Raw genomic sequence first — 26,710 nt, 5'->3', positions numbered from 1 at the left:
CATATATGAACGGGCTTTTTTTGTTACCATAAATTGTTGTTGAGAATTTCTTCTGTATTTAAATCATTTCGGAATTTACCAATTCTGATTCGGGTTACAATACTGTCTTTAATCTTAAATAAAGCGGTACGATTATCTTTTTTGTATATAATAGTACTATCTACTTTTGTAAAATTATTTCCAAAGTTTTTAATTACATCTTTATAATGCATACCTACTTTAACTTGATTATCATATATGTATATTTCTTCTCCAGATAAGTAAATATCCATAAATTCTTCTGTATCTGTTCCATAATGATACGGGTCTACAGAATCATAAACAATTAACATACCCTGAAGTTCCGACTGTTTTAATCGCTCTTGTTCTTTAGGGTATTTAATCAGAGTATAGTGTACAAAATTTTTATTTTTTTTATTTCTAGGGTAAATCTGTGTTTCTACTTTTGGCATGAATCCGCTTGTAACATCATCTAGCTGAAACTGTATGTTTTTTACATCAACATCATTATCAAGTAATGAATATTCTAGTTTAGTAGAGATAATAGTGTCTTTTTTTAAGACAAACTCTTCCTTTCTTTGAGGTTCTTTGGGAATAGTTTTCTTTTCAATATTCTCTTTACAGGAATAAAAAAGTAGAGATATGGATAGGGTTATAAAAAAGGTTTTCTTCATGAATAATTTGATTTTTATAAATAAAAAAAAATCCCAACCTTTCGATTGGGATTTTAAATATAGTAAATAAAACGATTACTTTCTTTTTACCACTTTTTCAACAGCAGCAATAATAGCATCGCTATTCAATTTGTATTTTTCCATTAGTTGTGCAGGCGTTCCGCTTTCTCCAAAACTATCTTGTACTGCAACAAACTCTTGCGGAGCAGGATTGTTAAGAGTCAATGTGCGTGCCACACTCTCACCAAGACCACCTAATATATTATGTTCTTCGGCAGTAACCACACAACCTGTTTTACCAACAGATTTTAATATCATTTCCTCATCAAGAGGTTTAATGGTATGTATGTTTATAACTTCGGCAGAGATACCTTTAGCTTCCAGAGCTTCGGCAGCAACAAGTGCTTCCCATACTAGGTGACCTGTAGCAACTATAGTAACATCAGTACCTTCGTTAAGCATAACCCCTTTACCAATTTTAAACTCACCATTTTCAGGTGTAAAGTTTGGTACAGATGGGCGACCGAAACGTAAGTAAACAGGACCATTATGTTCTGCAATAGCAATGGTAGCTGCTTTGGTTTGGTTATAATCGCAGGTATTAATAACCGTCATGCCCGGAAGCATTTTCATTAACCCTATGTCTTCTAGTATTTGGTGAGTAGCACCATCTTCGCCTAGCGTAAGCCCAGCGTGCGATGCACATATTTTTACATTTTTATCGCTATAAGCAACAGATTGGCGTATTTGGTCATAAACCCTTCCTGTAGAAAAGTTAGCAAAAGTACCCGTAAATGGTATTTTACCACCAATAGTCATACCTGCAGCCATACCTATCATATTAGCTTCGGCAATACCTACCTGAAAGAAACGCTCTGGGTGATTCTTTTTAAAATCATCCATTTTAAGCGAACCAATAAGGTCGGCACAAAGTGCTACTACATTTTCGTTAGTTTTACCCAGTTCGGTAAGTCCTGCTCCAAAACCAGAGCGTGTATCTTTATTTCCTGTATTTGTATATTTCGTCATGATGTTCTAATAATTAATAGTCCCCTAAAGTTTCTGCATTTTGTGCTAATGCTTTTTCAAGTTGCTCATCGTTAGGAGCTTTACCGTGCCAAGCGTGAGTATGCATCATAAAATCGACACCATTACCCATCTCAGTATATAACAATACACAAACAGGCTTTCCTTTTCCAGTTTTGGCTTTCGCTTCGGTCATACCTGCTATAATAGCCTCTATGTTATTACCTTCTTTAATTTCTAGCACGTCCCATCCAAAAGCTTCAAATTTTGCTTTAAGGCTACCCATTGGTAAAACCTCGTCGGTAGGACCATCAATTTGTTTACCATTAAGGTCTATGGTCGATATAAGGTTATCTACTTTGTAAGCCGACGCATACATAATAGCCTCCCAGTTTTGTCCTTCTTGTAACTCACCATCACCATGTAGGCTATATACAAGGCTATCTTCACCATTAAGTTTTTTGGTTTGTGCAGCACCAAGTGCTACGCTCATACCTTGCCCCAGTGAACCCGATGCCATACGAATGCCTGGTAAACCTTCGTGCGTAGTAGGGTGACCTTGTAGTCTTGAGTTTAGTAAACGGAAAGTAGCTAGTTCGCTTACAGGGAAGTAACCACTACGTGCTAGTACGCTATAGAATACAGGAGAGATGTGTCCGTTAGAAAGGAAAAATAAATCTTCATTTATTCCATCCATATCAAAACCTTCTTTGCGCTCCATTAAATTTTGGTAAAGTGTTACCAAAAATTCAGTACAGCCGAGTGAGCCACCTGGGTGACCTGAGTTTACGGCATGCACCATACGAAGAATATCTCTTCTTACCTGAGTAGTTAAATCGTTAAGTTGTTGTGTATTAGGTTTCATTTGTAGAAATTAGTTAAACAGGTGCAAAAGTACTCCTAATTTTTATGAGGGGCAAATTAATTGTTTTAGATAATTTATCTATTGATAGTTCTTTGACTGAGTTTTTGGAGCTTTAAAGTTCTTCTGTCAGGTAATACTTCAAATGAAAGTACCTTATATATGGTTTCCGTTTTTAAGCTTTTTGTAATGATGTAGGTAATTGAGTCTTTCTCTTTAATCTTAACTCTATAATAATCATCACGTGTTATAACTCTTACACTGCTAATTGTATTACAAGTATTAATGTCATTAATGTAAAAACGATTTTTTTTGTAGAAATCCCAAGTCACAAATTTACAGCCAACTGAAGGAGAACCAATCTTATTAATGAGAATAATAGTGTCAGATTTATAGTAGGTGCTGTCAATATTATTAGTTTCCCAATAACCACTCCAATCATTCCAATCGTTATAATCTTTATATCTAATACTTTTCTTGAAAGAATTTTTCAGTATCCTTTTTGTAATTTTATCAGATTGAGAATAGGTTAGGGATGAGCGGAATATAAAAAAGGTGATGAATAGTAATTTCATATGTATGGAGTTTAAAAAACGAATATAATCAAATTGTTATTTACTGTTCAACTTTATCTAATAGCTACAATCTATATTCTCAAATCTAAAATGTATCTTTGCAGGCTGTAAAAGAGAGCTATGAAATTTGATTTATTTACAAAAGACCCACAAAGCAAAGCAAGAGCAGGAGCTATAACTACTGATCACGGAGTTATAGAAACGCCTATATTTATGCCAGTGGGCACGGTAGCCTCGGTAAAAGGGGTACACCAACGTGAACTTAGAGATGACATAAACCCTGATATAATTTTAGGAAATACCTACCACCTGTACTTGCGTCCGCAAACGGAAATACTAGAAAAAGCGGGAGGGCTTCATAAATTTATGAATTGGGACAGACCCATACTTACCGATAGTGGCGGGTATCAGGTATATTCACTTTCGGCAAGCCGAAAGATTAAAGAAGAAGGCGTAAAGTTTAAATCGCATATAGATGGTTCATACCATTTCTTTTCACCTGAAAACGTGATGGAAATTCAGCGTACCATTGGTGCTGATATTATCATGGCATTTGATGAGTGTACACCTTACCCGTGCGATTATCGCTATGCCAAACGCTCGATGCACATGACGCATCGTTGGCTAGACAGGTGTATTACGCATCTGGACAAACTGCCTTATAAATATGGGTACAGTCAAGCTTTTTTCCCGATAGTGCAGGGGAGTACCTATACTGATTTACGACAGCAATCGGCAGAGTATATTGCCAATGCTGGAGCAGTAGGGAATGCCATCGGCGGATTATCTGTAGGAGAACCTGCCGAAGAAATGTATGCTATGACGGATGTAGTATGTAGTATACTGCCAGAAGACAAGCCTCGTTACCTTATGGGAGTAGGTACACCCATAAATATATTAGAGAACATTGCATTGGGCGTCGATATGTTCGACTGTGTTATGCCTACGCGTAATGCGCGTAACGGTATGTTGTTTACGGCTAACGGTACTATCAATATAAAAAATAAAAAATGGGAGGACGATTTTTCTCCTATTGACGAAATGGGCATAACCTTTGTAGACACAGAGTACTCAAAAGCCTATCTGCGACATCTTTTTGCTGCTAACGAATATTTGGGTAAACAAATAGCCACGATACACAATCTTGGTTTTTATATGTGGTTGGTTCGTGAAGCAAGAAAGCATATATTAGCAGGAGATTTCCGTGAGTGGAAAGATATGATGGTGAAAAATATGAACCAGAGGTTATAATTATATTTAAGTAAAAGCCTAGTGAAAATAATAGACTGGTATATCCTGAAACGATACTTAGCCACATTTTTTGTAATGTTGCTACTTTTTATTCCTATAGGTATAGTAATAGATGTATCAGAAAAAATAAATAGGATACTCGAAAATAAAGTTCCGTTTATACAGGTTGCATTATATTATGCTGACTTTACCATTTATTTTGCCAACCTTCTTTTTCCTATTTTTCTTTTTCTGTCTGTTATATGGTTTACTTCTAAACTAGCTAATAATACCGAGATTATAGCCATATTAAGTTCGGGTATATCATTTAACCGTTTCTTAAGACCTTATATTATAGGTGCTACCATGATATCGTTATTAGCCTTATTAATGGGGTTCTTTTTTGTGCCAAAAGCCAGTAAAGGCTTTAATGATTTTAGGTATAAGTATCTTAGCCGTAAAGAAATAAGGAAGAGTCAGGAAGTGTATAAACAAATAAGTCCTGACGAGCAGATATATGTAAGTAGCTTTGATTACGTGCGAAAAAGAGGTTATAACTTTAATCTCGAAAAGTTTGAGGATAATGAGATGTTGTATAAAATTAGTGCAACGTCTATAAAATGGAATCCTGAAGATAGTACCTATACATTACAAGGATATAACAAAAGAACAATAGGGGAACTAAATGATACATTTGAGTCTGCTACAGAAAAGAAGTTCAAATTTAATTTTGAACCAGACGATCTTACTCCTGTTGTATATATAGCAGAGACCATGACACTGGGCGAGCTAAACCGTTTTATAGAAAAAGAACGGGCAAGTGGTTCGGCTAATATTAATACTTATCTTGTTGTTAAGTATAAGAAATACAGTATACCTATTTCGGCATTTATCCTTACAATTATTGCCGTTGCTGTTTCATCTATGAAACGTAGGGGGGGTATGGGGGTAAACCTTGCTATGGGTATAGGGCTTGCCTTTACCTATATTTTCTTTGATAAGGTTTTTGGTACTATGGCAGAGAAGTCTAGTATTCCGCCGCTTATCGCAGTGTGGTTCCCTAACATTACATTCGGCATACTTGCCATTTTCCTATTAAGAAATGCCAAAAGATAACATAAAAAGTTACCTACAGCTCCATTTTATAGTATTTATATGGGGGTTTACCGCCGTTATAGGCGCATTAATATCGCTTGATGCCTTGCCGCTAGTATGGTTTAGGATGTCTATTGCGGTACTCATTATTTTGCTTTATATGCTTATAAAGCGCATGCCTCTTAAAATACCGCCCAAAACATTAGTAGGCTTTTTAATAGCAGGTTTAATCATAGCATTGCATTGGCTTACGTTTTTTAAAGCCATAAAAGTCTCTAATGTTTCAGTAACGTTGGCTTGCCTTAGCACAGGAGCATTCTTTACATCACTATTAGAGCCCATTTTCTTTAAGCGTAAAGTAATATGGTATGAGGTTTTATTTGGGTTGTTTGTAGTAGGTGGTCTTTACCTTATTTTTCGTTTTGAGGGCGATTATATGTATGGTATAGTATTAGCGCTTACTTCGGCATTTTTATCGGCTTGTTTTTCTACTATTAACGGTATTTATGCCAAGCAATATAATTCATCAGTAGTATCCTTGTATGAACTTTTTGGAGGCGTTCTTTTTCTATCCCTATACTTATTATTTACAGGGAGTTTTACAGCTGATTTTTTTATAGTCTCAATGTCCGACTGGCTTTGGCTTTTCGTTTTAGGTTCTATATGCACAGCGTATGCTTTTATCGTATCGGTAGATATAATGAAGTTTTTAAGCCCTTATACAGTAATGCTTACTATAAATTTAGAACCTGTATATGGGATTATTCTCGCATTAATAGTATTTAATGAGAAAGAAAAGATGAGTTGGACATTTTATGTAGGGGCTGCAATAATAATAACAATGGTGATTCTCAACGGAATACTTAAAAAATATATTAAAACTGAAAAGTAAATGGCTAGGATTTGTTTTTATCTAATCTTAAACTTTTATCTTTGTAGTTCGAACCAAAAGTAAAATTCTGTCGGAATTATGGAATATTTAGATTTTGAATTACCTATTAAAGAGCTTGAAGACCAGCTCGATAAATGTACCGTTATAGGTCAGGAATCGGATGTTGATGTATCTAATACATGCAAACAAATCGAGAAAAAACTAGAAGAAACTAAGAAAAAGATATATAAGAACCTTACTGCTTGGCAGAGAGTTCAGCTTTCTAGACATCCAAGTAGACCATATACCATGGATCATGTAAAGGCGCTTATGGGAGATACTTTCTTAGAACTTTTTGGCGACAGGGGCTTTAAAGATGATAAAGCCATGATAGGTGGGCTTGGTAAAATAGGCGGTCAGTCGTTTATGGTTATCGGTCAGCAAAAAGGATATAATACCAAAACAAGGCAGTACCGTAACTTTGGTATGGCTAACCCAGAAGGATATCGTAAAGCTTTGCGCCTTATGAAAATGGCAGAAAAGTTTGGTATCCCTGTTATTACGCTTGTAGATACTCCTGGAGCATATCCTGGTCTTGAAGCTGAAGAGCGCGGACAAGGAGAAGCTATTGCTAGAAATATATTTGAAATGGTACGTTTAAAAGTACCTGTTATTACCATTATTATTGGCGAAGGTGCATCGGGTGGTGCATTAGGTATAGGTGTGGGCGATAAAGTATTTATGCTTGAAAATACATGGTACTCTGTTATCTCTCCTGAATCTTGCTCATCAATATTATGGAGAAGTTGGGAATTTAAAGAACAAGCAGCCGAAGCATTGAAGCTGACTTCTTTTGATATGAAGAAACAAAAATTGATTGATGATATTATTCCAGAACCACTTGGTGGTGCTCATTATGACAGAGCAACTACCTTTAAAAGTATGGAGAAATACATCTTGAAAGCCTATAATGAATTAAAAGACTTATCAACAACCGATTTATTATCAAAAAGGATGGATAAGTATAGTAATATGGGCGAATATAAAGAATAGTAAGCCATTTCGGGAAAATACATCCGAAGCCTTACAGCTTCGGATTTTTTTTGACTTATTAACAGTTAAGGGGTGGTTTATCAACACTTTATCAACACATCTGCCTTAACAATTTCTTAAACTACCCTTTTCAATTTTAACTACTTTAGCATAATGGAAAATATCAGAAATATGAACCCGGTAAGAGTTGATAAGTCAACAATTATCAACCTTGAGAAAGGAAAATTGCCCCCACAGGCTCTCGATTTAGAAGAGGCTGTTTTAGGAGCAATGATGATCGACAAAAAGGGGGTTGATGAAGTTATCGATATTCTTCAACCCGATGCTTTCTATAAAGATGCCCACAAACACATTTATGAGGCTATTGTAGAGCTTTTTAATGACACACAACCCATAGACTTGTTAACTGTATCGGCACAGCTTAAAAAAATGGCTAAGCTAGAGTTGGCAGGGGGAGATTTTTATTTAATACAACTTACGCAAAAGATATCATCTTCTGCACATATTGAGTTTCACTCAAGAATTATACTACAAAAATTTATACAGCGTAGTCTTATAAAGATTTCGAGTGAAATTATAGAGGAGTCGTATGATGAAACTACTGATGTTTTTGACCTGCTAGATAAAGCTGAATCTAAATTATATGAAGTAACACAAGGTAATATCAAGCGAAGCTCAGAAACAGCACAGAGTCTTGTAATACAGGCTAAAAAACGTATTGAAGAAATAGCAGGTAAAGAGGGTTTAAGTGGTGTTGCTACAGGTTTTAATGACTTAGATAAACTAACTTCTGGTTGGCAGCCTAGTGACTTGATTATTATAGCAGCACGACCAGGTATGGGTAAAACAGCTTTTGTACTTTCTATGGCACGTAACATTGCTATAGATTCTGGGCATCCAGTGGCATTGTTCTCGCTAGAGATGTCATCAGTACAGTTAATTACCCGTTTGATATCGAGTGAAACAGGGTTACCATCAGAGAAATTGCGTACCGGTAAACTTGAAAAGCACGAATGGGAGCAGTTGAGTATAAAAGTAAAAGATTTAGAAAAAGCACCACTTTATATAGATGATACCCCATCACTTTCTATATTCGACCTTAGAGCAAAAGCACGAAGACTTGCTTCGCAATATGGTATAAGGCTTATTGTAATTGATTACTTGCAGTTAATGACTGCTGGTGGTAACGGTAAGAACGGTGGTAACAGGGAACAAGAAATATCTACTATTTCTCGAAACCTGAAAGCATTGGCAAAAGAACTTAACGTTCCAGTTATTGCACTATCACAGTTATCGCGTGCAGTAGAAACGCGTGGTTCGAGTAAAAGACCATTGCTATCAGATTTAAGGGAATCTGGAGCGATAGAACAAGATGCAGATATTGTGTCGTTTATTTATCGTCCTGAATATTATAAAATTGATGAATGGGATGACGAAGAACGTTCGCCAACACAAGGACAAGCTGAGTTTATAGTAGCCAAGCACCGTAATGGTGGTCTTGATAATATTAGGCTTAAGTTTATTGGTAGTCTTGGTAAGTTTGATAATCTTGACGATTTTAGTTCGCCATTTGATGAGTTACCTTCGAGTATGAATGACAATAGTGCCTTTATAACTAAAAATCTACCTTCGGCAAATGATGCTTTCGGGAGTAATATGAATAGTGGTGGTAATGATGGCGATGTGCCGTTTTAATAATAATATTTTAAAAGAATGACTATGAACGATAATAATGATGTGCAGGTAATAACAGAAGAAATACGTGAAATAGCCGTTTTTGGCGCTGAGGTTATTACTTTTAAATAATACATTTTTACAGAAAGTAAAAAGCGTATCAGTTAACTAGACTGATACGCTTTTTTTGTGAATGGAGAATTATGATTAATTTACTTATGCTTTTGTCATTTCTTTCTCTGCTATAAGTTGTTCAGCTTCTGCAATAGCGGTTACTGTTTTTATAACAGAGTCTGGTGTTACAGAGATACTATCGATACCTAAACTTACTAGAAACTGTGCAAAATCTGGAAAATCTGAAGGTCCTTGCCCGCAAATACCCACTTTTACACCTGCTTTTTTAGCCGTAGTAATAAGCATTTCTAGCATTCGTTTTACTGCGGGGTTACGCTCATCATAAAGATGTGCTACTAAAGATGAATCTCTATCCAGACCAAGTGTAAGCTGAGTAAGATCGTTACTACCTATAGAGAAACCATCAATATGTTCTGCAAACTCAGCAGCCATAAGTATGTTAGACGGTACTTCTGCCATAAGGAATAGTTCTAGTTCATGCTCTCCACGCACTAGTCCGTACTCTTTCATTACTTCTGTTACTCGTAGTAGCTCTTCTACCGTACGGCAGAAAGGTATCATAACCGTTACGTTTTTAAGTCCCATTTCTTCACGCACTTTTTTAATAGCGCGACACTCTAAACCAAAAGCTTCTTTATATGCCTCAGAGTAATAGCGCGATGCACCACGCCAACCTATCATTGGATTTTCTTCTTTTGGCTCATAATATTTACCCCCAAGTAAGTTGTAGTATTCGTTAGTTTTAAAATCAGAAAAACGTACTATAGTTTTATTAGGGTAGAAAGAAGCAGCAATTTTAGCAACACCATCGGCTAGCTTATCTATAAAGAAAGTTTCTTCATCAGGATAACCTGTTATTTTCTTTTCTATCTCAGCCGTAAGTTCCGCATCGTTAAGTTTACGGTGATTCATTAATGCTAACGGGTGTACCTCAATATAATTATTAATAATAAACTCTTCGCGAGCAAGACCTACACCTTTATTAGGCAAATGAGAGAATTGGAATGCCATACCTGGCGAAGCCACATTTAGCATAATATCAGTTTTTACTTTTGGTAAAAGGCTAAGGTCATGTTCTTTTTCAGTATAGTTTACTTCACCTTCATAAACGTATCCCTTATCACCTTCGGCACAAGAAGCAGTTACCATCATTCCTTCTTTTATCACTTCGGTAGCATTGCCACAACCTACAATAGCAGGAATTCCCATTTCACGTGCTATAATAGCAGCATGACAAGTACGTCCCCCTTTATTGGTAATAATAGCCGAAGCCATTTTCATAATAGGTTCCCAGTCAGGGTCGGTCATTTCGGTTACTAATACAGATCCTGGAGTAAACACATGTCCTTCAGTAACCCTTTTATCCATAGAGAATATAATATTGGCTTTACCACTACCTATTTTGTCTCCTACGGCTACACCCTTGGTAATTATTTTTTCATGGCGAGTTTCGTCTTCCATTATATATTCGGTAATGGTAGTAATCTGCTCTTTTTGAGAGTGTATAGTTTCGGGTCTTGCTTGTACTATAAATAACTCTTTAGTCAATCCATCTATAGCCCACTCTACATCCATAGGAGTCCATTTGTCTCTTATTTTAGTATAATAATCTTCAATAATAACCACCCATTGGGCTAGTTTGATAACATTATGTTGGTCAAGGCAAAAACGTGAGCGGAATTTTTCTTCCGTAGGGATTATTTTAACCCTTTCGTCACCACCCTCGCCATATATCATCATTTTATCTTTGTTGCCCAGTTTTTTTTCGATTACTGATTCGTAACCTTCTTTTAACAAAGGTTTAAATACTATAAATTCGTCTGGAGATATAGCACCTTGCACCAGCATTTCGCCAAGTCCATATGTACCATTTATCACTACAGCATCTTTAAAACCACTTTCGGTATCTATAGAGAAAGCAACACCTGATGTTCCTAAATCACTACGCACCATTTTTTGTACACATACCGATAATCCAAGTTCTAATAAATCATAACCAAAACGATGCCTGTAGCTAATTGCTCTATCAGTAAATAATGAAGCAAAGCATTTTCTTATACTGTCCATTAATGTTTGCGCACCGCGAACATTTAAGTACGATTCTTGTTGTCCTGCAAACGAAGCATCTGGTAAATCTTCGGCAGTAGCCGAGCTTCGTACAGCAACATCGGTCATTTCTTGACCATATTGTTGTGATAGTTTTTCATAACGTTCAGCAATTTCAATACTCATTGCTTCAGGAAATTTACCATTTAAAAACGCCTGTCTAATATGCATACCACCTCTGCGTAAAGACTCTATATCATCATAATCAATAGCATCTACTGTCTCAGTAACGGTTTTGTCTAGCGAATTATGTTTTAAAAAAGCTTTGTATGCAGCTACCGTAACCACAAAACCATCGGGAATATTTACCCCAAGGTTTGTAAGATTCTGAAGCATTTCTCCTAAAGAGGCATTCTTACCACCAACGCGGTGGAGGTCATTAATACCTACATTTTTTAATAATAGTGTAAAACCCATAGTGTGTTGTAGTTGTTAAATAGTTATTAGAATGCACTATAAAACACATTCTGTTAAAGAAAATGCAAATGTATGCTGTTTTTAATGTTAACGAAAACGTTTTAGTTTAGTTTTTTATTAAAAAATTCGCAATATTAATCTAGTTTATAATAGGGAATGTGTTTTTATTGTAAATTAAAAATAAAAGGTGTCTATATAAGTTATTATTAAAGACGAATCATTTGTTTATCTTTGGGTTTAAAATTGTTACTAATGCGTTTAAAAACGATATATATAGTTCTACTTCTTGTTTTTTCATTTACTGCAAAAGCATCAATGATTTTACTACCTATGGATGAAACATCTCAGGTAAATCATTTAAAAGCATATGGTATTACATACTGGACACTTGATAAAAACTATAAGGCAAGCTGGCTGCTCAATTATAGAGGAGGCTCTTTTTTATTACCCGATACCGAAGAGATAAGGCGTGAATGCCAAATACGTGGCGTTAGCTTCGAAATACTAAGCGATGCCGAAGCGAATGGTATATTAGACGAGATAAGCAGTCCGTCACAAAACATGGAAACGGTAATACTAGAAAAAGCTCCTAAAATTGCGGTTTACTCACCGCCAGGCAAACAACCTTGGGATGACGCTGTTACAATGGTGCTTACGTATGCCGAAATTCCGTTTACTACTATATATGATGAAGAGGTATTAAACGATGCACTTTTATTATATGATTGGTTACACTTACATCATGAAGATTTCACAGGGCAATATGGTAAGTTTTTTGGAGCATACCGCAATGCACCTTGGTATATGCAGCACAAAAAAGAAGCCGAGGATCTTGCTGCAAGACTAGGTTATAACAAAGTATCGGAAGAAAAAATGGCTGTTGCCGATAAAATACGCGACTATGTTATAGGAGGTGGTTTTATGTTTGCTATGTGCTCGGCTACCGATAGTTTTGATATTGCACTGTCTGCCGAAGGTGTAGATATTTGCGAACCAATGTTTGATGGTGATGCAAGTGATGCAAACTATCAATCGAGAATAGACTATAATAATTCATTTGCTTTTAAAGATTTTATATTAGAGCGTAACCCTATGGCTTATGAGTTCTCAGATATTGACACTACTGGGGACAGACGCATATTACCAGATAATGACTATTTTACTTTAATGGAATACTCTGCCAAGTGGGATCCTATTCCTACTATGTTATGCCAAAACCATACTCAACTTGTAAAAGGCTTTATGGGACAAACCACAGCCTTTAGAGGTGATAAGGTAAAATCAAACATATTAGTAATGGGAGAAAATAAACAGAATAACGAAGCGCGCTACATACATGGAACAAAAGGTAAAGGGATGTTTACTTTTTATGGAGGTCACGACCCTGAAGATTATCAGCATAGAGTAGGAGATGCACCAACGGTATTAGATTTACATCCTAACTCTCCTGGATATAGATTAATACTTAATAATGTGCTTTTTCCTGCTGCAAGAAAGAAGAAATTGAAAACCTAATAGAAGCTTCGATTACTGCTTTACCGTTACAGGTATCTCTCCGTATACATAACGTCCACCTATTTTTTCTATATTTACATTTACGTCGAGGTCGTCATTTGTACTAATCCTAACTAAATTAACATCCATTGGTGTAGTAGTATTTACAGTTACATTAATACTCCCATCTTCATTAACAGGCACTACTGCATAGTTACTGTTTAAAGGTGTAGCTTTTTCAGAACCGTTAGCATAAGCTTTGGGTATAATGTCAATTTTTTCAAGAATATTGACAATTAAACAGGCAGCAATAACAGTAAGAATAATTTTAGTATAACGGTCGGTTTTCATAATTATAAGTTTAAGTGTTTATTGCTAAAAATACTAAAAATCAGTTATATGTGCGTACTAATTCTTTATATTTGGTAAAAGTGCATCCATGAAAAAGATACTAATTATAATAACCTGCTTATTTGTACAGCTTACGAATGCTCAAAGCGATTACCCAGTACCGCCATTAAAAGCTAATAACCTTTTTTATATACAACATAGTAATAACCATAATACTTATGTATATGACGCAGATATTAAAAACGGAAAATTAGACGATAAAGGGCCTGTAATTGTATATCGTATTGTTTATACCAAAGGTGGTATTAAAGAAGATCTAACCGTGATACAGCGAAAAATGGCTTATGGAGTAGAGCTTGATAAAACTTCTGAGAAATCGTGTACATTTACCTTGGCAGCCTACCCACAAAAAAAGTTGGTATTAGAGGTAGATAAAAATAAAGAACCCTATGTAACTGTAAGTGTTAACGGTAAGAGTATTATTCTAAAAAAAATGTTTTTGTTTACTAATAAAACGGGAACTAAAGTTGATTATATTGACTTTTACGGAAAAGATAAATTGAAAGGAAAAGATATTGTAGAACGATTTTACCCTTCATAATATTAAAAAGTCACTTTTAGTATAGTTGTTATAAAAAACAACAAACCCGCTCATTGAGCGGGTTTGTTTATAAGTAAGAAATAAATATATTGTTTTTATAAAACGTTTTTATTTAACCTGGTTTACAATTGCAGTAAACGCTTCTGGGTGGTTCATTGCAAGGTCGGCAAGAACTTTACGGTTCAATTCGATACCTGCACCTTTTACTTTACCCATAAATTGAGAATAGTTCATTCCATGAAGTCTTGCACCAGCGTTAATACGCATAATCCATAAAGCGCGGAAGTTTCTCTTTTTTTGTTTTCTGTCACGGTAAGCATAAACCATTGCTTTTTCTACCGCATTTTTGGCTACTGTCCAAACGTTTTTACGTCTTCCAAAGTATCCTTTGGCTTGCTTCAACACTCTTTTTCTACGTGCTCTTGAAGCTACTGAATTTACTGATCTTGGCATAATTTTCTTTTGTTTTTGTAGCAGGCGTTCTGTTATTTACAGAAACTTAATAGGCCATACTCCAGGGTTATTAATTTAGTTAACCGAAATAGCTATTATCTTAACAATAATTGCTGTTTGATACTCTTCTCATCTGTTTTGTGAACCAAAGTTGAATGAGTAAGGGCAAGCTTACGCTTCTTACTTTTCTTAGTCAGGATGTGACTTTTAAAAGCGTGCTTTCTTTTGATTTTTCCAGAGCCTGTAACTTTAAAGCGTTTCTTGGCACTAGATTTAGTTTTCATTTTAGGCATTTTCTTCCTGTATTTAATTTATTCTTACTTACTTATTTTTAGTCGTAAATTTTTAAAGAATAATATTGTTGACTTTACAACTTTCGACTTTAAAAACTTTATGACTTTTCTTATTTCTTTTTCTTAGGAGCGATAAACATAATCATTCTTTTACCTTCAAGAACTGGCATAGCTTCTACTTTTCCATACTCTTCTAAGTCTTGTGCAAGTCTAAGAAGTAATATCTGTCCTTGTTCTTTATAGATGATAGAACGTCCTTTAAAAAATACAAATGCTTTAAGTTTAGATCCCTCTTTAAGGAACTTTTCAGCATTTTTTCTCTTAAATTCATAATCATGCTCATCCGTTTGCGGTCCGAAACGAATTTCTTTAACCGTAATCTGTGTAGATTTTGCCTTTAGCATCTTCTCTCGTTTCTTTTGCTCGTAAAGAAACTTCTTATAATCCATTATTTTACATACAGGAGGTGTAGCATTAGGGGAAATTTCCACTAAGTCAAACTCTTGCTGTTCGGCCATTCGTAGGGCTTCCGATGTTTTATACACTCCGGTTTCTACGTTTTCTCCCACAAGCCTCACTTCAGGTACTCGGATGGCATTATTAGTCCTGTGTGCGTCTTTCTTTTCTACTCGAGGTTGGTAACCTCTGTTGTTTCTTATAGCTATGGCTTTAAAATTTTAAATTAAACTTATTTAAAAAGGCTTTAATGTTTTATTAACCTCTTCCGCTACTACGGAAGCAAATTCCTCTATTGTCATACTTTGGTTCGACTTACCTGCATCGCCATGACGACGTACAGAAATCGTTCCATTCTTCTCTTCTTCCTCACCAACTATCAGCATAAACGGCAGTTTCTGTACTTCAGCTTCGCGAATTTTTTTGCCAATAGTCTCGTTTCGGTTATCAATTAGGGCGCGAATTTCGTGATTTTCCAGCAATTCTAAAACTTTTTTAGCATAATTTTCATATTTCTCACTAAGAGACAGTATGATAGCTTGCTCTGGCATTAGCCAAAGCGGGAAGTTTCCGCCTGTATTTTCTAGTAATATCGCGATAAATCGTTCCATAGAACCAAATGGTGCACGGTGAATCATAATTGGTCGATGCAACTCATTATCAGAACCTTTATAGGTCAAGTCAAATCGTTCTGGTAGGTTATAATCTACCTGAATAGTACCCAATTGCCACTGCCGACCCAACGCATCCTTAACCATAAAGTCAAGTTTAGGGCCATAAAAAGCAGCTTCACCATATTCTACAACCGTATTAAGCCCTTTGTCTTTAGCAGCATTAATAATCGCATTTTCTGCTTTTTCCCAGTTTTCGTCAGATCCGATGTATTTATCTCTGTTCTCTTTATCGCGAAGCGATACTTGCGCGCTAAAGTTATCAAAACCAAGCGAACCGAATACATACAGTACTAAGTCAATTACTTTTTTGAATTCCTCGTCAAGCTGATCTGGCGTACAGAATATGTGAGCATCATCTTGAGTAAAGCCACGTACACGTGTTAAACCATGTAACTCACCACTTTGCTCATAACGATATACGGTACCAAACTCTGCATAACGCTTTGGTAAATCTTTATACGACCAAGGTTTACTGTTATATATCTCGCAGTGGTGCGGACAGTTCATCGGTTTTAGCAAAAACTCCTCACCTTCGTTTGGCGTGTGTATTGGCTGAAAACTATCAGCACCATACTTAGCATAGTGTCCTGATGTTACATATAATTCTTTTTGCCCAATGTGCGGTGTTACCACCTGCTCATATCCGGCTTTCTTTTGTGCTTTCTTTAAAAACTGCTCTAGGCGATCGCGTAGTGCAGCTCCTTTTGGCAGCCATAATGGCAGTCCTTGACCTACTTTTTGCGAAAAAGTAAACAACTCTAATTCTTTACCCAGTTTACGGTGGTCGCGACGTTTTGCCTCTTCCAGTAGTTCTAGGTACTCTTTTAAATCTTTTTGTTTCGGGAACGAGATACCATACACACGTGTAAGTTGTTTGTTCTTCTCGTCGCCACGCCAGTAAGCCCCTGCTACGCTCATTACCTTCATTGCCTTGATGATACCCGTGTTCGGGATGTGTCCACCACGACAAAGGTCGGTAAAGGTGCTGTGGTCGCAAAACGTGATAGTACCATCTTCCAGGTTTTCTATCAGTTCTACTTTATAAGGGTTATCCTCTTTTTTATACATTTCTAATGCTTCGGCTTTGGTAACCGAACGCATAGTAAACTCATGTTTTTCGCGCGCTATGGCAAGTACTTTATCTTCTATGGCTTTAAAATCTTTATCGCCCACTACATGGTCGCCAAAATCTACGTCATAATAAAAACCATTCTCTATGGCAGGACCAATAGTAAGCTTAACGCCTGGGTAAAGCTCCTGTAATGCTTGTGCCAAAACGTGCGAAGAGGAGTGCCAAAAAGCCTTTTTACCCTCTTTGTCATTCCATGTATATAATATTAGCGAACCGTCCGTCGTCAAAGGGGTCTTGGTTTCAACAGTTGTACCATTAAAGGAAGCCGAAATAATATTTCTTGCTAAACCTTCACTAATGCTCATGGCAACATCGTGGGGCGATACCCCAGCGTTGAATTCTTTGACCGAACCGTCCGGTAATGTAATATGTATCATTATTAAAATTTTATGGATAGCAAAGATAGGGGATTAGGGGGAGTAGTGCAATAGGAAATTATCGATAGATTTATTTTAATGAGATACTTTTTTATGCTGAATTTTTTTGGTTTTCTCCCATCATCATATTAAAATGTCCTTCATGATCAGTATGAATAAATATATTTTTAAAAACAGTAAAATAATTTTCAATTATAACATCTTGTTTTTCTATAAATAAGTCATCAGGAATAGTATGTGACCCGTCATTTATCCAGCTAATTAGAGATTTGCAGATTTCTTTTTCTTCCAAATTACTAAACTTATTAATCAAATCATCATTACCATACTTTCCTAATAATTTAAAATAGTTTTCTATGATTCTTCTCATTGTGTTTTGAATGGAGATGTTAGAACTTTTATCCCTGTTTTTTATTTCCTCCCATAACAGACCATAGGATGTTTCAATAGGGTTTTTCATTTCAAAACTTTGAATTAAAGAAGATTTATCTTTCTTTCTTAAAACCCAAAAATGTGTGTGCTTGCATTTTTCTGTTCTTCCATCAATAAAAGAAACCTCTTTATGAAAATACACATTATGTGTTAAAAGAATAAGTTGCTTGATATTAGAATTATCGTCTTTAATTTTTTTAATTATCTCTTTTAATAGTGAGCTAACAATAAATAAAACATTACTGTCTAAGCTTGATATAGGATCATCAATAACAAGAATTCTATCTTCTGTAATATTCTCCTTAGAGATACTTCCTTTGCATAATTGTAAAAAGTATAGAAATGTTATGAAGGTTATTTCTCCTTCACTTAATGTTGACTCCGCTAAGATTCCATTTTCTCTTTGTATTTGATAATGATTGCTGTCAATGCTTGAAGGGACTATATGGAAATTTAAAAACCCAAAAGATGTAAGAGTTCTGTTTATTTCATCAATAGTTGGCTGAACACTTGTAATATTTTTGGTACCTTCAATTATTTCGTTATTTAAATCTCTTATTTTCGATTTTAATTCATCAATTTGTAAATTCAGAGTATTAATACCACCCGTAATTCCTGTCGTTTTCTTTGTATAATTATCTATAGATGTTTTATTTTCTTCTACTAAGTATTTCCAAATGCATGATATTAGTTTATCTTTTTCTCTTGTGAGATTATTAATTATTTTATTATGGTTGTCGATTTCTTTATTACAATTTCTAAGTTCTTGTTCTATAACTTTTAATTGTTCTTCAATCGATTGTAGGGTAATAGATCTACTAGGCTCTTTTTCTTTGTTGGAAATTAATTCTTTATTTATGTTTAGTTGGCTTTCTAACGTTTTTAAATGTGCAGAGAAACTTTGCATACTTAATTTTGTGTTCGGATTGTTTTTTTCAGTTGATTCAATTTGATATAATTCGCCTAAAATGTTGTTGGATAACCTTATGTAATTTTGATAGTTATTATTTAAAAGGGTTATATCGTCCATAAAAGACTTGTCAAAATACTCTTCTAACTGTAATTTGAAACTGTCAGAAATAGTTTCTTGTTGGCAAAAAGGGCATATGTTATCATCTTTTAAATAGCTTCTCCCTTCATTTACCCAATCATTTATATTTAGTTTTTGAATTAGTTTAGCTATATCTACATCTGATTTACCAATTATTTTTTTATTCCAGATAACATCATTATTTATATTTAATAAATCTTGATAATTAGGAATAGATAAGCTTACATATAGCTCTATTTTGCTGTCAAATATGGTTTTAGATTTAGATACTAATTCTTCTTTAGTAAGCATAGGAGATATGTTATCCCCAAACTCTCTAAGTACTTTAGTGCTAAAAGCCTCTTTTCTCATAAAACCTGTAAAAGCAGGTTTGAAATTATCTTCATACTTTTTATATGCTATATTCCATATATCTTCTTTGAATTGCTTCTGTTCGTTTTGTAGAGTTTTATTTCGTGTTTTACGCAAATCAAGTTTCTGAGTCAATTCAGATTTAAGTTCTTCAAGTTCTACTTTCTTTTTATCAATATTCTCTATTTCTTCTTGAGTAGCTTGACCAATAGTAAACACTCCATTTATTTCACTATTGGTAAAATTTTGGTCTCTAAAACTTTTATTATAAACTAATGTTCTATATGGAGTATCATTTGTCCACTTTATTTCACAATCATTATAATTTGAATTTTTTGGATTATGTAAAAAGTTGCTTATTGTTGTTTTTCCGCTTCCATTTGCACCATAAATGAAATTGATTTTTTTGAGATTACTTATGGTAATACCGTTATTGTCATAAGTAGCAGTGTTTTTTAAGGTAATTGATTGAATCATAGTTGGATGATTTGTTAAAACACTAAATTACTTTTAATTTTGGATAAATTTAAAGATTAACTAAAATATAAAATCCGCTGTAAAGCGGATTTCATATTTTAATGATCGTCGTTATGATCTTCATGTTCATCATCGTGTGTATCGCCACCGCTATCATTACGTATTTCGGTATGACGAATTTCGCCTCCTGTAGTCGCTGCGTTACTACCTAAAAATAATACTACAAGGCTAAATACTATAGTTACTATACTTATAGCGCTGCTAAAAGTTTTTCTTTTTATGTTTGCCCATAGTCCTAGTAATGCTAATCCGCCAAGCAGGTAAGAGCACAGTATAAATGTTTCGGCAACCTCTTCATGTTCGTGTATAATGTGATGGTCGGCAATATTTAAGTGTTCTACAACTTCTTCGGCACCTTCGCCCGATACAGCAGCAGGAATGGTACATAAAGCACCCAATATAAATATACAATAGGCGGTACGCTTTACAACTGCCGAGCGCGTAATGAAACCGCCAAGCATAACAAGCAAGCCAACAATAGGGATAATAATAGGTAAATGGTTCACCGCAAGGTGAAAATGTGCATCGTTCATAATAACTGTTTTTTGAAAGCATAAAAGTAGGAATTTTATGCTTTACGGTATATAATAAATTAGGAAATAAGTAATATTTATAAATAAGGTATAGTGCTTCGTTCCTCAATATGATAAACGTATAATCTATACTTTAAATATAGTATCGGGATTTTCTAAGTTATCCAGCTTTTGTATATACTCATCGTCAAGCAAGCTCAGCCCGTATTGGTAAGAAGCATTCATCCACCCAAACCCCGATTTGGTAATGTAGGCAAACTCAGTCCCTACGTTTCCATACTCAGCATATACTTTATGTGTACTGGCTACCACATCATATTTTTCGGGTATTGTACCATTATAGTCTACTGCATTTTGAGTTATCGTCCATAACCAGCGGTATATCATTTCGCGGGCTTCGGTTTCATAGCCATAATCTATAAGTCCTTTCCATAATAACATTTGATGTGGTGCCCACCCGTAAGGGTAGTCCCATTGCCGATTCACCAGTCCGTTAGAATATTTTTCTGTCGATGCTCTACTCGATCCTAGTATGCCACCCTGTGCTTTCAGTTCACTCATTAATATAGGTACAAGATGCGCTGCATCTTCCTTAGTACATAACCCTGCCCAAAGCGGAAAGAAATTGGTTGCAGCCATAAAGTCTATTTGCTTTTTTGTTTTAATGTTATAATCAAAATAGCATTGCTTTTCATCATCCCATAAATATTGCTTCATGCGTATTTTTCGAGTAACTGTTTTCTCGTGCCAATATTCGTTAGTGTAGGTTTGTCCACTCTCAGTGATAAAACTCTCATTAAAGTAAGTAGCGATTAAAAATTCAAAATCTTTCTCATACTTATATAATAAGGAGTTCACATCTACACAATTCAAGTCGGCAGCTACGTTGTCTAGTCGCCATGTAGTATCGTGCCCGCTTTCGCGAAGGGTACGGTCGTGCACAAAATAGCAATCTAGTGTACTGTCTTTAATTTCGCCACTCTTATATTTTTCTTCAAACTTAAGTACAGGTAAATTATAGCTGTCAGCATGTTCTTGTAGTATAACTCTAAAATGTCCAGGTTCAGTTTCGGGCGGAATACCTATGCCTTCGGCATAATAGCGGTTAAGCCCAGTTTCGGGAGTATAACGTTTACCATTCATCCATACATTTTCATATTCCTTTATCGCTATTGATAAACTGTAGGCAAGCCATTCTTTATTTTCATCTTTATTAGGCATAGCAGTATATACCTCTCTTATAAATGACGATAAGAACGGAGGTTGTGTGCGCGTAAGATAGTAGGAACGATTAGCATTTAATATTTTACCATAATGTTCTATTTGGTAGCAAAAGTTATCGACCATTGCCTTTGCAAGATCTAATCGATCATCTATTATAAGACCTATACCTTCAAAATAACTATCCCAACCATACATTTCATTAAAGCGTCCACCAGGCACAACAAAAGGTACACCTTTACCATTCTCAATTTTTAAAGAAAGAATACCTGGCAACTCATTAATAGAACGTACATATTCGGGAGTAATTTCGGGTGGGAGTATTACTACTTCAAGATTACGTCTTTTTTTTTGCAACCCGAGAAAATACTCAATACCTACACTATCATTATAAGGTACATAAATACGCTGATGATCATCATCCATTTTTTCATCATCCATAATGCGTTCTAATCCTTTCGCATCAATAGTACGCGTAAGGTTATCCCAAAAATGACTTCGAATGCGCCGAGATATACGTTCGGCAGGAGGTTCTTGTATTTGGCTAAGCGATATCGTCAGGTTTTCACAATGCTCTTCATGTGCAATAGCCAGTTCCTGCAAAAGATTAGATATATAATAGGTGTTTCTTAATATAATAGTGTCACCATTAGTACTCATCATATAATAGTCTTTTTGCGGAGCATCGTCTTTGGTTATTTTTTTATCACCGTCAGTATCATAACCAGACAGTAAGTCATCCATAGTTTTGTTTACAGGCAAATTGAAAATAGTTTGTTCTTCAATAAATTTTTTATTACAATTCATATATAGGTATAGTATAAGAGGTGTCGCGAAAAGTAAACGAATTATATATTAGATGTTAGGTTAATATTGTTTTTGGGAGGTCTTCATTAAATGAATTAAAAAGGCATAAACTATAAAAGTAATAAATATCTATGCCTCATACTATATTAATAAGACTGCTTAACATATCGTTAGTGTGTTTTTAACGGATTGAAAATTATAGCAGGTTATAATTAAGGAATTATCACAAGACGTAGAAATAGTAAAGGGGATCAAGATAAATGAAATTCAATATTTTTTTTATTGTAACTTTAATGTTTTCAGAGTGTTATTGAAAGGTTACCAAAAACTTTCAAAAAAGGCAAAAAAAAAGCTTGCAAGAGAAAATAAAGTTCTTACATTTGCACCCGCATTCAAGGCGAAGTTCATACGACATATTGACAACGGCAACCCTTAAAAACATTAGGTTCTTACTATAAGTAAGCGTTTAAAAAAATAAAAAGGCAGCCCTTAAAAAAAAGCAAAAAAAGATTTGCAAGATAAAGGAAAAAGATAGTATCTTTGCCCACCCAAACCGAGAGGAATGGTGATCATTGCAAAACTGAAAAACACTTAAAAAGGGCAGCGAAAAAAAAGTAAATTTTTTTTCAGAAAAGCTTGCCAGTTAAAAAAGAAGTTGTACTTTTGCACTCGCTTTAACAAACAACGCCGCAAGGCACAATAGTTAAGCGATACGAATAAGAAGACACGTTCATAGACATATTGAATTGACAGCATAAGAGAGAGTAAGAAAACTTGATTTTATCGAAAAAAAACACCTGAGATACAGATCGTAAAAATATTTAAAATATACGATGAAGAGTTTGATCCTGGCTCAGGATGAACGCTAGCGGCAGGCCTAACACATGCAAGTCGAGGGGTATAAGGAGCTTGCTCCTTAGAGACCGGCGCACGGGTGCGTAACGCGTATGCAATCTACCTTGTACAGAGGGATAGCCCAGAGAAATTTGGATTAATACCTTATAGTATATGATTTTGGCATCACTATCATATTAAAGATTTATCGGTACAAGATGAGCATGCGTCCCATTAGCTAGTTGGTATGGTAACGGCATACCAAGGCAATGATGGGTAGGGGTCCTGAGAGGGAGATCCCCCACACTGGTACTGAGACACGGACCAGACTCCTACGGGAGGCAGCAGTGAGGAATATTGGTCAATGGGCGCAAGCCTGAACCAGCCATGCCGCGTGCAGGATGACGGTCCTACGGATTGTAAACTGCTTTTATATGGGAAGAAACCCTCCTTCGTGAAGGAGCTTGACGGTACCATAAGAATAAGGATCGGCTAACTCCGTGCCAGCAGCCGCGGTAATACGGAGGATCCAAGCGTTATCCGGAATCATTGGGTTTAAAGGGTCCGTAGGCGGTTTTATAAGTCAGTGGTGAAATCCGGCAGCTCAACTGTCGAACTGCCATTGATACTGTAGAACTTGAATTATTGTGAAGTAACTAGAATATGTAGTGTAGCGGTGAAATGCTTAGAGATTACATGGAATACCAATTGCGAAGGCAGGTTACTAACAATACATTGACGCTGATGGACGAAAGCGTGGGTAGCGAACAGGATTAGATACCCTGGTAGTCCACGCCGTAAACGATGGATACTAGCTGTTCGGTAGCAATACTGAGTGGCTAAGCGAAAGTGATAAGTATCCCACCTGGGGAGTACGAACGCAAGTTTGAAACTCAAAGGAATTGACGGGGGCCCGCACAAGCGGTGGAGCATGTGGTTTAATTCGATGATACGCGAGGAACCTTACCAGGGCTTAAATGTAGAGTGACAGACTTGGAAACAGGTTTTTCTTCGGACACTTTACAAGGTGCTGCATGGTTGTCGTCAGCTCGTGCCGTGAGGTGTCAGGTTAAGTCCTATAACGAGCGCAACCCCTGTTGTTAGTTGCCAGCGAGTCAAGTCGGGAACTCTAACAAGACTGCCAGTGCAAACTGAGAGGAAGGTGGGGATGACGTCAAATCATCACGGCCCTTACGTCCTGGGCTACACACGTGCTACAATGGCCGGTACAGCGAGCAGCCACCACGTGAGTGGGAGCGAATCTACAAAACCGGTCACAGTTCGGATTGGAGTCTGCAACTCGACTCCATGAAGCTGGAATCGCTAGTAATCGGATATCAGCCATGATCCGGTGAATACGTTCCCGGGCCTTGTACACACCGCCCGTCAAGCCATGGAAGCTGGGGGTACCTGAAGTCGGTGACCGCAAGGAGCTGCCTAGGGTAAAACTGGTAACTGGGGCTAAGTCGTAACAAGGTAGCCGTACCGGAAGGTGCGGCTGGAACACCTCCTTTCTAGAGACACGATCCTCAGATGTTAAAAAACGAGAAAAGTAAGACAACTTACTCTCGCTGTTAGTTCAAATATAAAATAAAGAAGAAGAGAGCTGAAAAAGTACAAAGAATTAAGTACCAAGTAATAAGATAGCGGATGCACTGCATCTTAATACCTAACCACTAATACTTAAAACTTTAAAAAGTCTCGTAGCTCAGCTGGTTAGAGTACAACACTGATAATGTTGGGGTCGGCAGTTCGAGTCTGCCCGGGACTACTAATTACGCCATATGGCATAAAAAAAGCTCTTCAATTCAAAAGAAAAGGAAATTTTAGAAGTTGAGTGATTACACGTAAAGTGAGCACGTTATCATATGCTGCAAACTGCTACTGGTAACAAGCAACAAACACGGGGGATTAGCTCAGCTGGCTAGAGCGCCTGCCTTGCACGCAGGAGGTCATCGGTTCGACTCCGATATTCTCCACAACAGCTAAAGTTGCTGATAATAATTATCAGTAGCAATACGCTACAAGTTCATTGACATATTGCGATAAAAAACAAAGTAGAAAAATATAGAAAGCATAAAGGTGCTGTATATATTTATACAGTACAAAAGTACAATAAGCAAAATAAGGGCGTATGGGGAATGCCTGTGGCTCTCAGAGGCGAAGAAGGACGTGATAAGCTGCGAAAAGCTGCGGGGATTGGCACACACGAATTAATCCGCAGATATCCGAATGGGGCAACCCACTATGTTGAAGACATAGTATCCGAAAGGAGGTAAACCCGCTGAACTGAAACATCTAAGTAGGCGGAGGAGAAGAAAACAAAAGTGATTCCGTAAGTAGTGGCGAGCGAAAGCGGAACAGCCCAAACCAACTGTGTTACGGCATAGTTGGGGTTGTAGGACCAAGACATTGTTTGCGCAAAGAATTAGAAGCATCTGGAAAGTTGCACCACAGAGGGTGATAGTCCCGTATAAGTAATAAACGTAAAACATATTGGTATCCTGAGTAGGGCGGGGCACGTGAAACCCTGTCTGAATCCGGCGGGACCATCCGCCAAGGCTAAATACTCCTGAGAGACCGATAGTGAACCAGTACCGTGAGGGAAAGGTGAAAAGAACCGTGAATAACGGAGTGAAAAAGATCCTGAAACCATACGCCTACAAGCGGTCGGAGCCCTTCTGGGGTGACGGCGTGCCTTTTGCATAATGAGCCTACGAGTTACCGTTGCTGGCAAGGATAAGCACTTCAGGTGTGGATCCGTAGCGAAAGCGAGTCTGAATAGGGCGCTTTAGTCAGTAATGGTAGACGCGAAACCGTGTGATCTACCCATGGGCAGGATGAAGCTGTGGTAACACATAGTGGAGGTCCGAACCCGTTGACGTTGAAAAGTCTTGGGATGACCTGTGGGTAGGGGTGAAAGGCCAATCAAACTCGGAAATAGCTCGTACTCCCCGAAATGCATTTAGGTGCAGCGCTGGATTTAGTTATATAGAGGTAGAGCTACTGATTGGATGCGGGGGCTTCACCGCCTACCAATTCCTGACAAACTCCGAATGCTATATAATGATAACCAGTAGTGAGGGCATGGGTGCTAAGGTCCATGTCCGAGAGGGAAAGAACCCAGACCATCAGCTAAGGTCCCCAAATGTATACTAAGTTGAAAAAACGAGGTTTGTCTGCCCAGACAGCTAGGATGTTGGCTTGGAAGCAGCCATTCATTTAAAGAGTGCGTAACAGCTCACTAGTCGAGCGGACGAGCATGGATAATAATCGGGCATAAGTATACTACCGAAGCTATGGATTTGTAATTTATTACAAGTGGTAGGGGAGCATTCTATAGGCGTCGAAGGTGATATGTGAGTATTGCTGGAGCGTATAGAAAAGAAAATGTA

General features: G+C 36.6%; 20 protein-coding genes, 2 tRNA genes and 2 rRNA genes (1 of these 24 running past the window's edge). 11 read left to right on the top strand and 13 right to left on the bottom strand.

Annotated features, from left to right (window positions below):
• Positions 1 to 23 precede the first annotated feature (23 nt).
• From DVK85_RS02030 to DVK85_RS02015, 4 genes are all read right to left on the bottom strand, one after another.
• Positions 24 to 674, bottom strand: coding sequence for a hypothetical protein (locus tag DVK85_RS02030; protein ID WP_114676837.1), 651 nt, complete (start codon positions 672 to 674; stop codon positions 24 to 26).
• A 75-nt stretch (positions 675 to 749) separates the two neighbouring features.
• On the bottom strand, positions 750 to 1,703 hold the full coding sequence (locus DVK85_RS02025; protein ID WP_114676836.1) for a transketolase family protein: 954 nt from the start codon (positions 1,701 to 1,703) through the stop codon (positions 750 to 752).
• Between the two features lie 13 nt (positions 1,704 to 1,716).
• Positions 1,717 to 2,565: a transketolase gene (locus tag DVK85_RS02020; protein WP_114676835.1), complete on the bottom strand. Its 849-nt coding sequence runs from the start codon at positions 2,563 to 2,565 to the stop codon at positions 1,717 to 1,719.
• A 74-nt stretch (positions 2,566 to 2,639) separates the two neighbouring features.
• Complete coding sequence (locus tag DVK85_RS02015; RefSeq protein ID WP_114676834.1) at positions 2,640 to 3,137, bottom strand: hypothetical protein; 498 nt, start codon at positions 3,135 to 3,137, stop codon at positions 2,640 to 2,642.
• 120 nt (positions 3,138 to 3,257) lie between these two features.
• Between DVK85_RS02015 and tgt the strand changes: the two genes are divergently transcribed.
• The 5 genes from tgt (at position 3,258) to dnaB (ending at position 9,081) form a co-directional block, all read left to right on the top strand.
• Positions 3,258 to 4,388 (top strand): tRNA guanosine(34) transglycosylase Tgt, encoded by a 1,131-nt coding sequence (tgt, locus tag DVK85_RS02010; RefSeq protein ID WP_114676833.1) that lies wholly within the window; start codon positions 3,258 to 3,260, stop codon positions 4,386 to 4,388.
• A gap of 21 nt (positions 4,389 to 4,409) precedes the next feature.
• Positions 4,410 to 5,483: an LptF/LptG family permease gene (locus tag DVK85_RS02005; protein WP_114676832.1), complete on the top strand. Its 1,074-nt coding sequence runs from the start codon at positions 4,410 to 4,412 to the stop codon at positions 5,481 to 5,483.
• A complete protein-coding gene (locus tag DVK85_RS02000; RefSeq protein ID WP_114676831.1) occupies positions 5,470 to 6,354 on the top strand; it encodes a DMT family transporter in 885 nt (294 codons plus the stop codon). The genes DVK85_RS02005 and DVK85_RS02000 overlap by 14 nt, the downstream gene beginning before the upstream one ends.
• 78 nt (positions 6,355 to 6,432) lie before the next feature.
• Entirely contained in the window at positions 6,433 to 7,386 is a 954-nt protein-coding gene (locus DVK85_RS01995; protein ID WP_114676830.1) for an acetyl-CoA carboxylase carboxyltransferase subunit alpha, read from the top strand.
• Positions 7,387 to 7,539: 153 nt separating this feature from the next.
• The gene (gene dnaB / locus DVK85_RS01990; RefSeq protein WP_114676829.1) at positions 7,540 to 9,081 is read left to right on the top strand and encodes a replicative DNA helicase; all 1,542 of its coding nucleotides are present in this window, start codon (positions 7,540 to 7,542) and stop codon (positions 9,079 to 9,081) included.
• A 195-nt stretch (positions 9,082 to 9,276) separates the two neighbouring features.
• On the opposite strand, the gene ppsA is transcribed toward dnaB, so the two are convergent.
• Complete coding sequence (ppsA, locus tag DVK85_RS01985; protein WP_114676828.1) at positions 9,277 to 11,718, bottom strand: phosphoenolpyruvate synthase; 2,442 nt, start codon at positions 11,716 to 11,718, stop codon at positions 9,277 to 9,279.
• A 252-nt stretch (positions 11,719 to 11,970) separates the two neighbouring features.
• Here ppsA and DVK85_RS01980 point away from each other — a divergent pair, with 252 nt between their 5' ends.
• A complete protein-coding gene (locus tag DVK85_RS01980; protein WP_114676827.1) occupies positions 11,971 to 13,233 on the top strand; it encodes an asparagine synthetase B in 1,263 nt (420 codons plus the stop codon).
• Positions 13,234 to 13,245: 12 nt separating this feature from the next.
• Here DVK85_RS01980 and DVK85_RS01975 read toward each other — a convergent pair whose 3' ends face one another.
• Positions 13,246 to 13,563 (bottom strand): hypothetical protein, encoded by a 318-nt coding sequence (locus DVK85_RS01975; RefSeq protein WP_114676826.1) that lies wholly within the window; start codon positions 13,561 to 13,563, stop codon positions 13,246 to 13,248.
• 88 nt (positions 13,564 to 13,651) lie between these two features.
• On the opposite strand from DVK85_RS01975, the gene DVK85_RS01970 reads away from it, so the two are divergent.
• On the top strand, positions 13,652 to 14,164 hold the full coding sequence (locus DVK85_RS01970; protein ID WP_114676825.1) for a DUF4833 domain-containing protein: 513 nt from the start codon (positions 13,652 to 13,654) through the stop codon (positions 14,162 to 14,164).
• A gap of 108 nt (positions 14,165 to 14,272) precedes the next feature.
• Here the strand turns inward: DVK85_RS01970 and rplT are convergent, their stop codons facing one another.
• The 7 genes from rplT to DVK85_RS01935 form a co-directional block, all read right to left on the bottom strand.
• Positions 14,273 to 14,617: a 50S ribosomal protein L20 gene (gene rplT / locus DVK85_RS01965; protein ID WP_114676824.1), complete on the bottom strand. Its 345-nt coding sequence runs from the start codon at positions 14,615 to 14,617 to the stop codon at positions 14,273 to 14,275.
• 95 nt (positions 14,618 to 14,712) lie between these two features.
• Positions 14,713 to 14,910, bottom strand: a complete 198-nt coding sequence (gene rpmI / locus DVK85_RS01960) for a 50S ribosomal protein L35 (RefSeq protein ID WP_114676823.1) — start codon at positions 14,908 to 14,910, stop codon at positions 14,713 to 14,715.
• A 110-nt stretch (positions 14,911 to 15,020) separates the two neighbouring features.
• Positions 15,021 to 15,569 carry a translation initiation factor IF-3 gene (infC, locus tag DVK85_RS01955; protein WP_114676822.1) on the bottom strand — a complete coding sequence of 183 codons (549 nt, stop codon included), beginning with the start codon at positions 15,567 to 15,569 and terminating at the stop codon, positions 15,021 to 15,023.
• A gap of 33 nt (positions 15,570 to 15,602) precedes the next feature.
• Positions 15,603 to 17,549 (bottom strand): threonine--tRNA ligase, encoded by a 1,947-nt coding sequence (gene thrS, locus DVK85_RS01950; protein ID WP_114676821.1) that lies wholly within the window; start codon positions 17,547 to 17,549, stop codon positions 15,603 to 15,605.
• 91 nt (positions 17,550 to 17,640) lie between these two features.
• A complete protein-coding gene (locus DVK85_RS01945) occupies positions 17,641 to 19,860 on the bottom strand; it encodes an AAA family ATPase (RefSeq protein WP_114676820.1) in 2,220 nt (739 codons plus the stop codon).
• A gap of 98 nt (positions 19,861 to 19,958) precedes the next feature.
• Positions 19,959 to 20,453 carry a hypothetical protein gene (locus DVK85_RS01940; RefSeq protein ID WP_114676819.1) on the bottom strand — a complete coding sequence of 165 codons (495 nt, stop codon included), beginning with the start codon at positions 20,451 to 20,453 and terminating at the stop codon, positions 19,959 to 19,961.
• Between the two features lie 126 nt (positions 20,454 to 20,579).
• Positions 20,580 to 22,418, bottom strand: a complete 1,839-nt coding sequence (locus DVK85_RS01935; RefSeq protein WP_240339554.1) for an alpha,alpha-trehalase — start codon at positions 22,416 to 22,418, stop codon at positions 20,580 to 20,582.
• An 893-nt stretch (positions 22,419 to 23,311) separates the two neighbouring features.
• On the opposite strand from DVK85_RS01935, the gene DVK85_RS01930 reads away from it, so the two are divergent.
• From DVK85_RS01930 to DVK85_RS01915, 4 genes are all read left to right on the top strand, one after another.
• Positions 23,312 to 24,829, top strand: a 16S ribosomal RNA gene (locus tag DVK85_RS01930).
• 183 nt (positions 24,830 to 25,012) lie between these two features.
• Positions 25,013 to 25,086: transfer RNA gene (locus DVK85_RS01925), tRNA-Ile, on the top strand.
• Positions 25,087 to 25,220: 134 nt separating this feature from the next.
• Positions 25,221 to 25,294: transfer RNA gene (locus tag DVK85_RS01920), tRNA-Ala, on the top strand.
• A gap of 134 nt (positions 25,295 to 25,428) precedes the next feature.
• Positions 25,429 to 26,710: ribosomal RNA gene (locus tag DVK85_RS01915) — 23S ribosomal RNA — on the top strand (it continues 1,594 nt past the right edge of the window).
• The 16S and 23S rRNA genes sit together here with 2 tRNA genes alongside, the layout of an rRNA operon.

It is taken from the genome of Flavobacterium arcticum (assembly GCF_003344925.1).
GTDB lineage: Bacteria > Bacteroidota > Bacteroidia > Flavobacteriales > Flavobacteriaceae > Flavobacterium > Flavobacterium arcticum.
Note: the sequence above shows the minus strand (reverse complement) of the source record. Positions and strands in the feature narration are given on the sequence as shown.

Coding starts and splice junctions, on each gene's coding strand:
- DVK85_RS02030 (WP_114676837.1), bottom strand. CDS start 674: ATGAAGAAAACCTTTTTTATAACCCTATCCATATCTCTACTTTTTTAT.
- DVK85_RS02025 (WP_114676836.1), bottom strand. CDS start 1,703: ATGACGAAATATACAAATACAGGAAATAAAGATACACGCTCTGGTTTT.
- DVK85_RS02020 (WP_114676835.1), bottom strand. CDS start 2,565: ATGAAACCTAATACACAACAACTTAACGATTTAACTACTCAGGTAAGA.
- DVK85_RS02015 (WP_114676834.1), bottom strand. CDS start 3,137: ATGAAATTACTATTCATCACCTTTTTTATATTCCGCTCATCCCTAACC.
- tgt (WP_114676833.1), top strand. CDS start 3,258: ATGAAATTTGATTTATTTACAAAAGACCCACAAAGCAAAGCAAGAGCA.
- DVK85_RS02000 (WP_114676831.1), top strand. CDS start 5,470: ATGCCAAAAGATAACATAAAAAGTTACCTACAGCTCCATTTTATAGTA.
- DVK85_RS01995 (WP_114676830.1), top strand. CDS start 6,433: ATGGAATATTTAGATTTTGAATTACCTATTAAAGAGCTTGAAGACCAG.
- dnaB (WP_114676829.1), top strand. CDS start 7,540: ATGGAAAATATCAGAAATATGAACCCGGTAAGAGTTGATAAGTCAACA.
- ppsA (WP_114676828.1), bottom strand. CDS start 11,718: ATGGGTTTTACACTATTATTAAAAAATGTAGGTATTAATGACCTCCAC.
- DVK85_RS01980 (WP_114676827.1), top strand. CDS start 11,971: ATGCGTTTAAAAACGATATATATAGTTCTACTTCTTGTTTTTTCATTT.
- DVK85_RS01975 (WP_114676826.1), bottom strand. CDS start 13,563: ATGAAAACCGACCGTTATACTAAAATTATTCTTACTGTTATTGCTGCC.
- DVK85_RS01970 (WP_114676825.1), top strand. CDS start 13,652: ATGAAAAAGATACTAATTATAATAACCTGCTTATTTGTACAGCTTACG.
- rplT (WP_114676824.1), bottom strand. CDS start 14,617: ATGCCAAGATCAGTAAATTCAGTAGCTTCAAGAGCACGTAGAAAAAGA.
- rpmI (WP_114676823.1), bottom strand. CDS start 14,910: ATGCCTAAAATGAAAACTAAATCTAGTGCCAAGAAACGCTTTAAAGTT.
- thrS (WP_114676821.1), bottom strand. CDS start 17,549: ATGATACATATTACATTACCGGACGGTTCGGTCAAAGAATTCAACGCT.
- DVK85_RS01945 (WP_114676820.1), bottom strand. CDS start 19,860: ATGATTCAATCAATTACCTTAAAAAACACTGCTACTTATGACAATAAC.
- DVK85_RS01940 (WP_114676819.1), bottom strand. CDS start 20,453: ATGAACGATGCACATTTTCACCTTGCGGTGAACCATTTACCTATTATT.
- DVK85_RS01935 (WP_240339554.1), bottom strand. CDS start 22,418: ATGGATGACTTACTGTCTGGTTATGATACTGACGGTGATAAAAAAATA.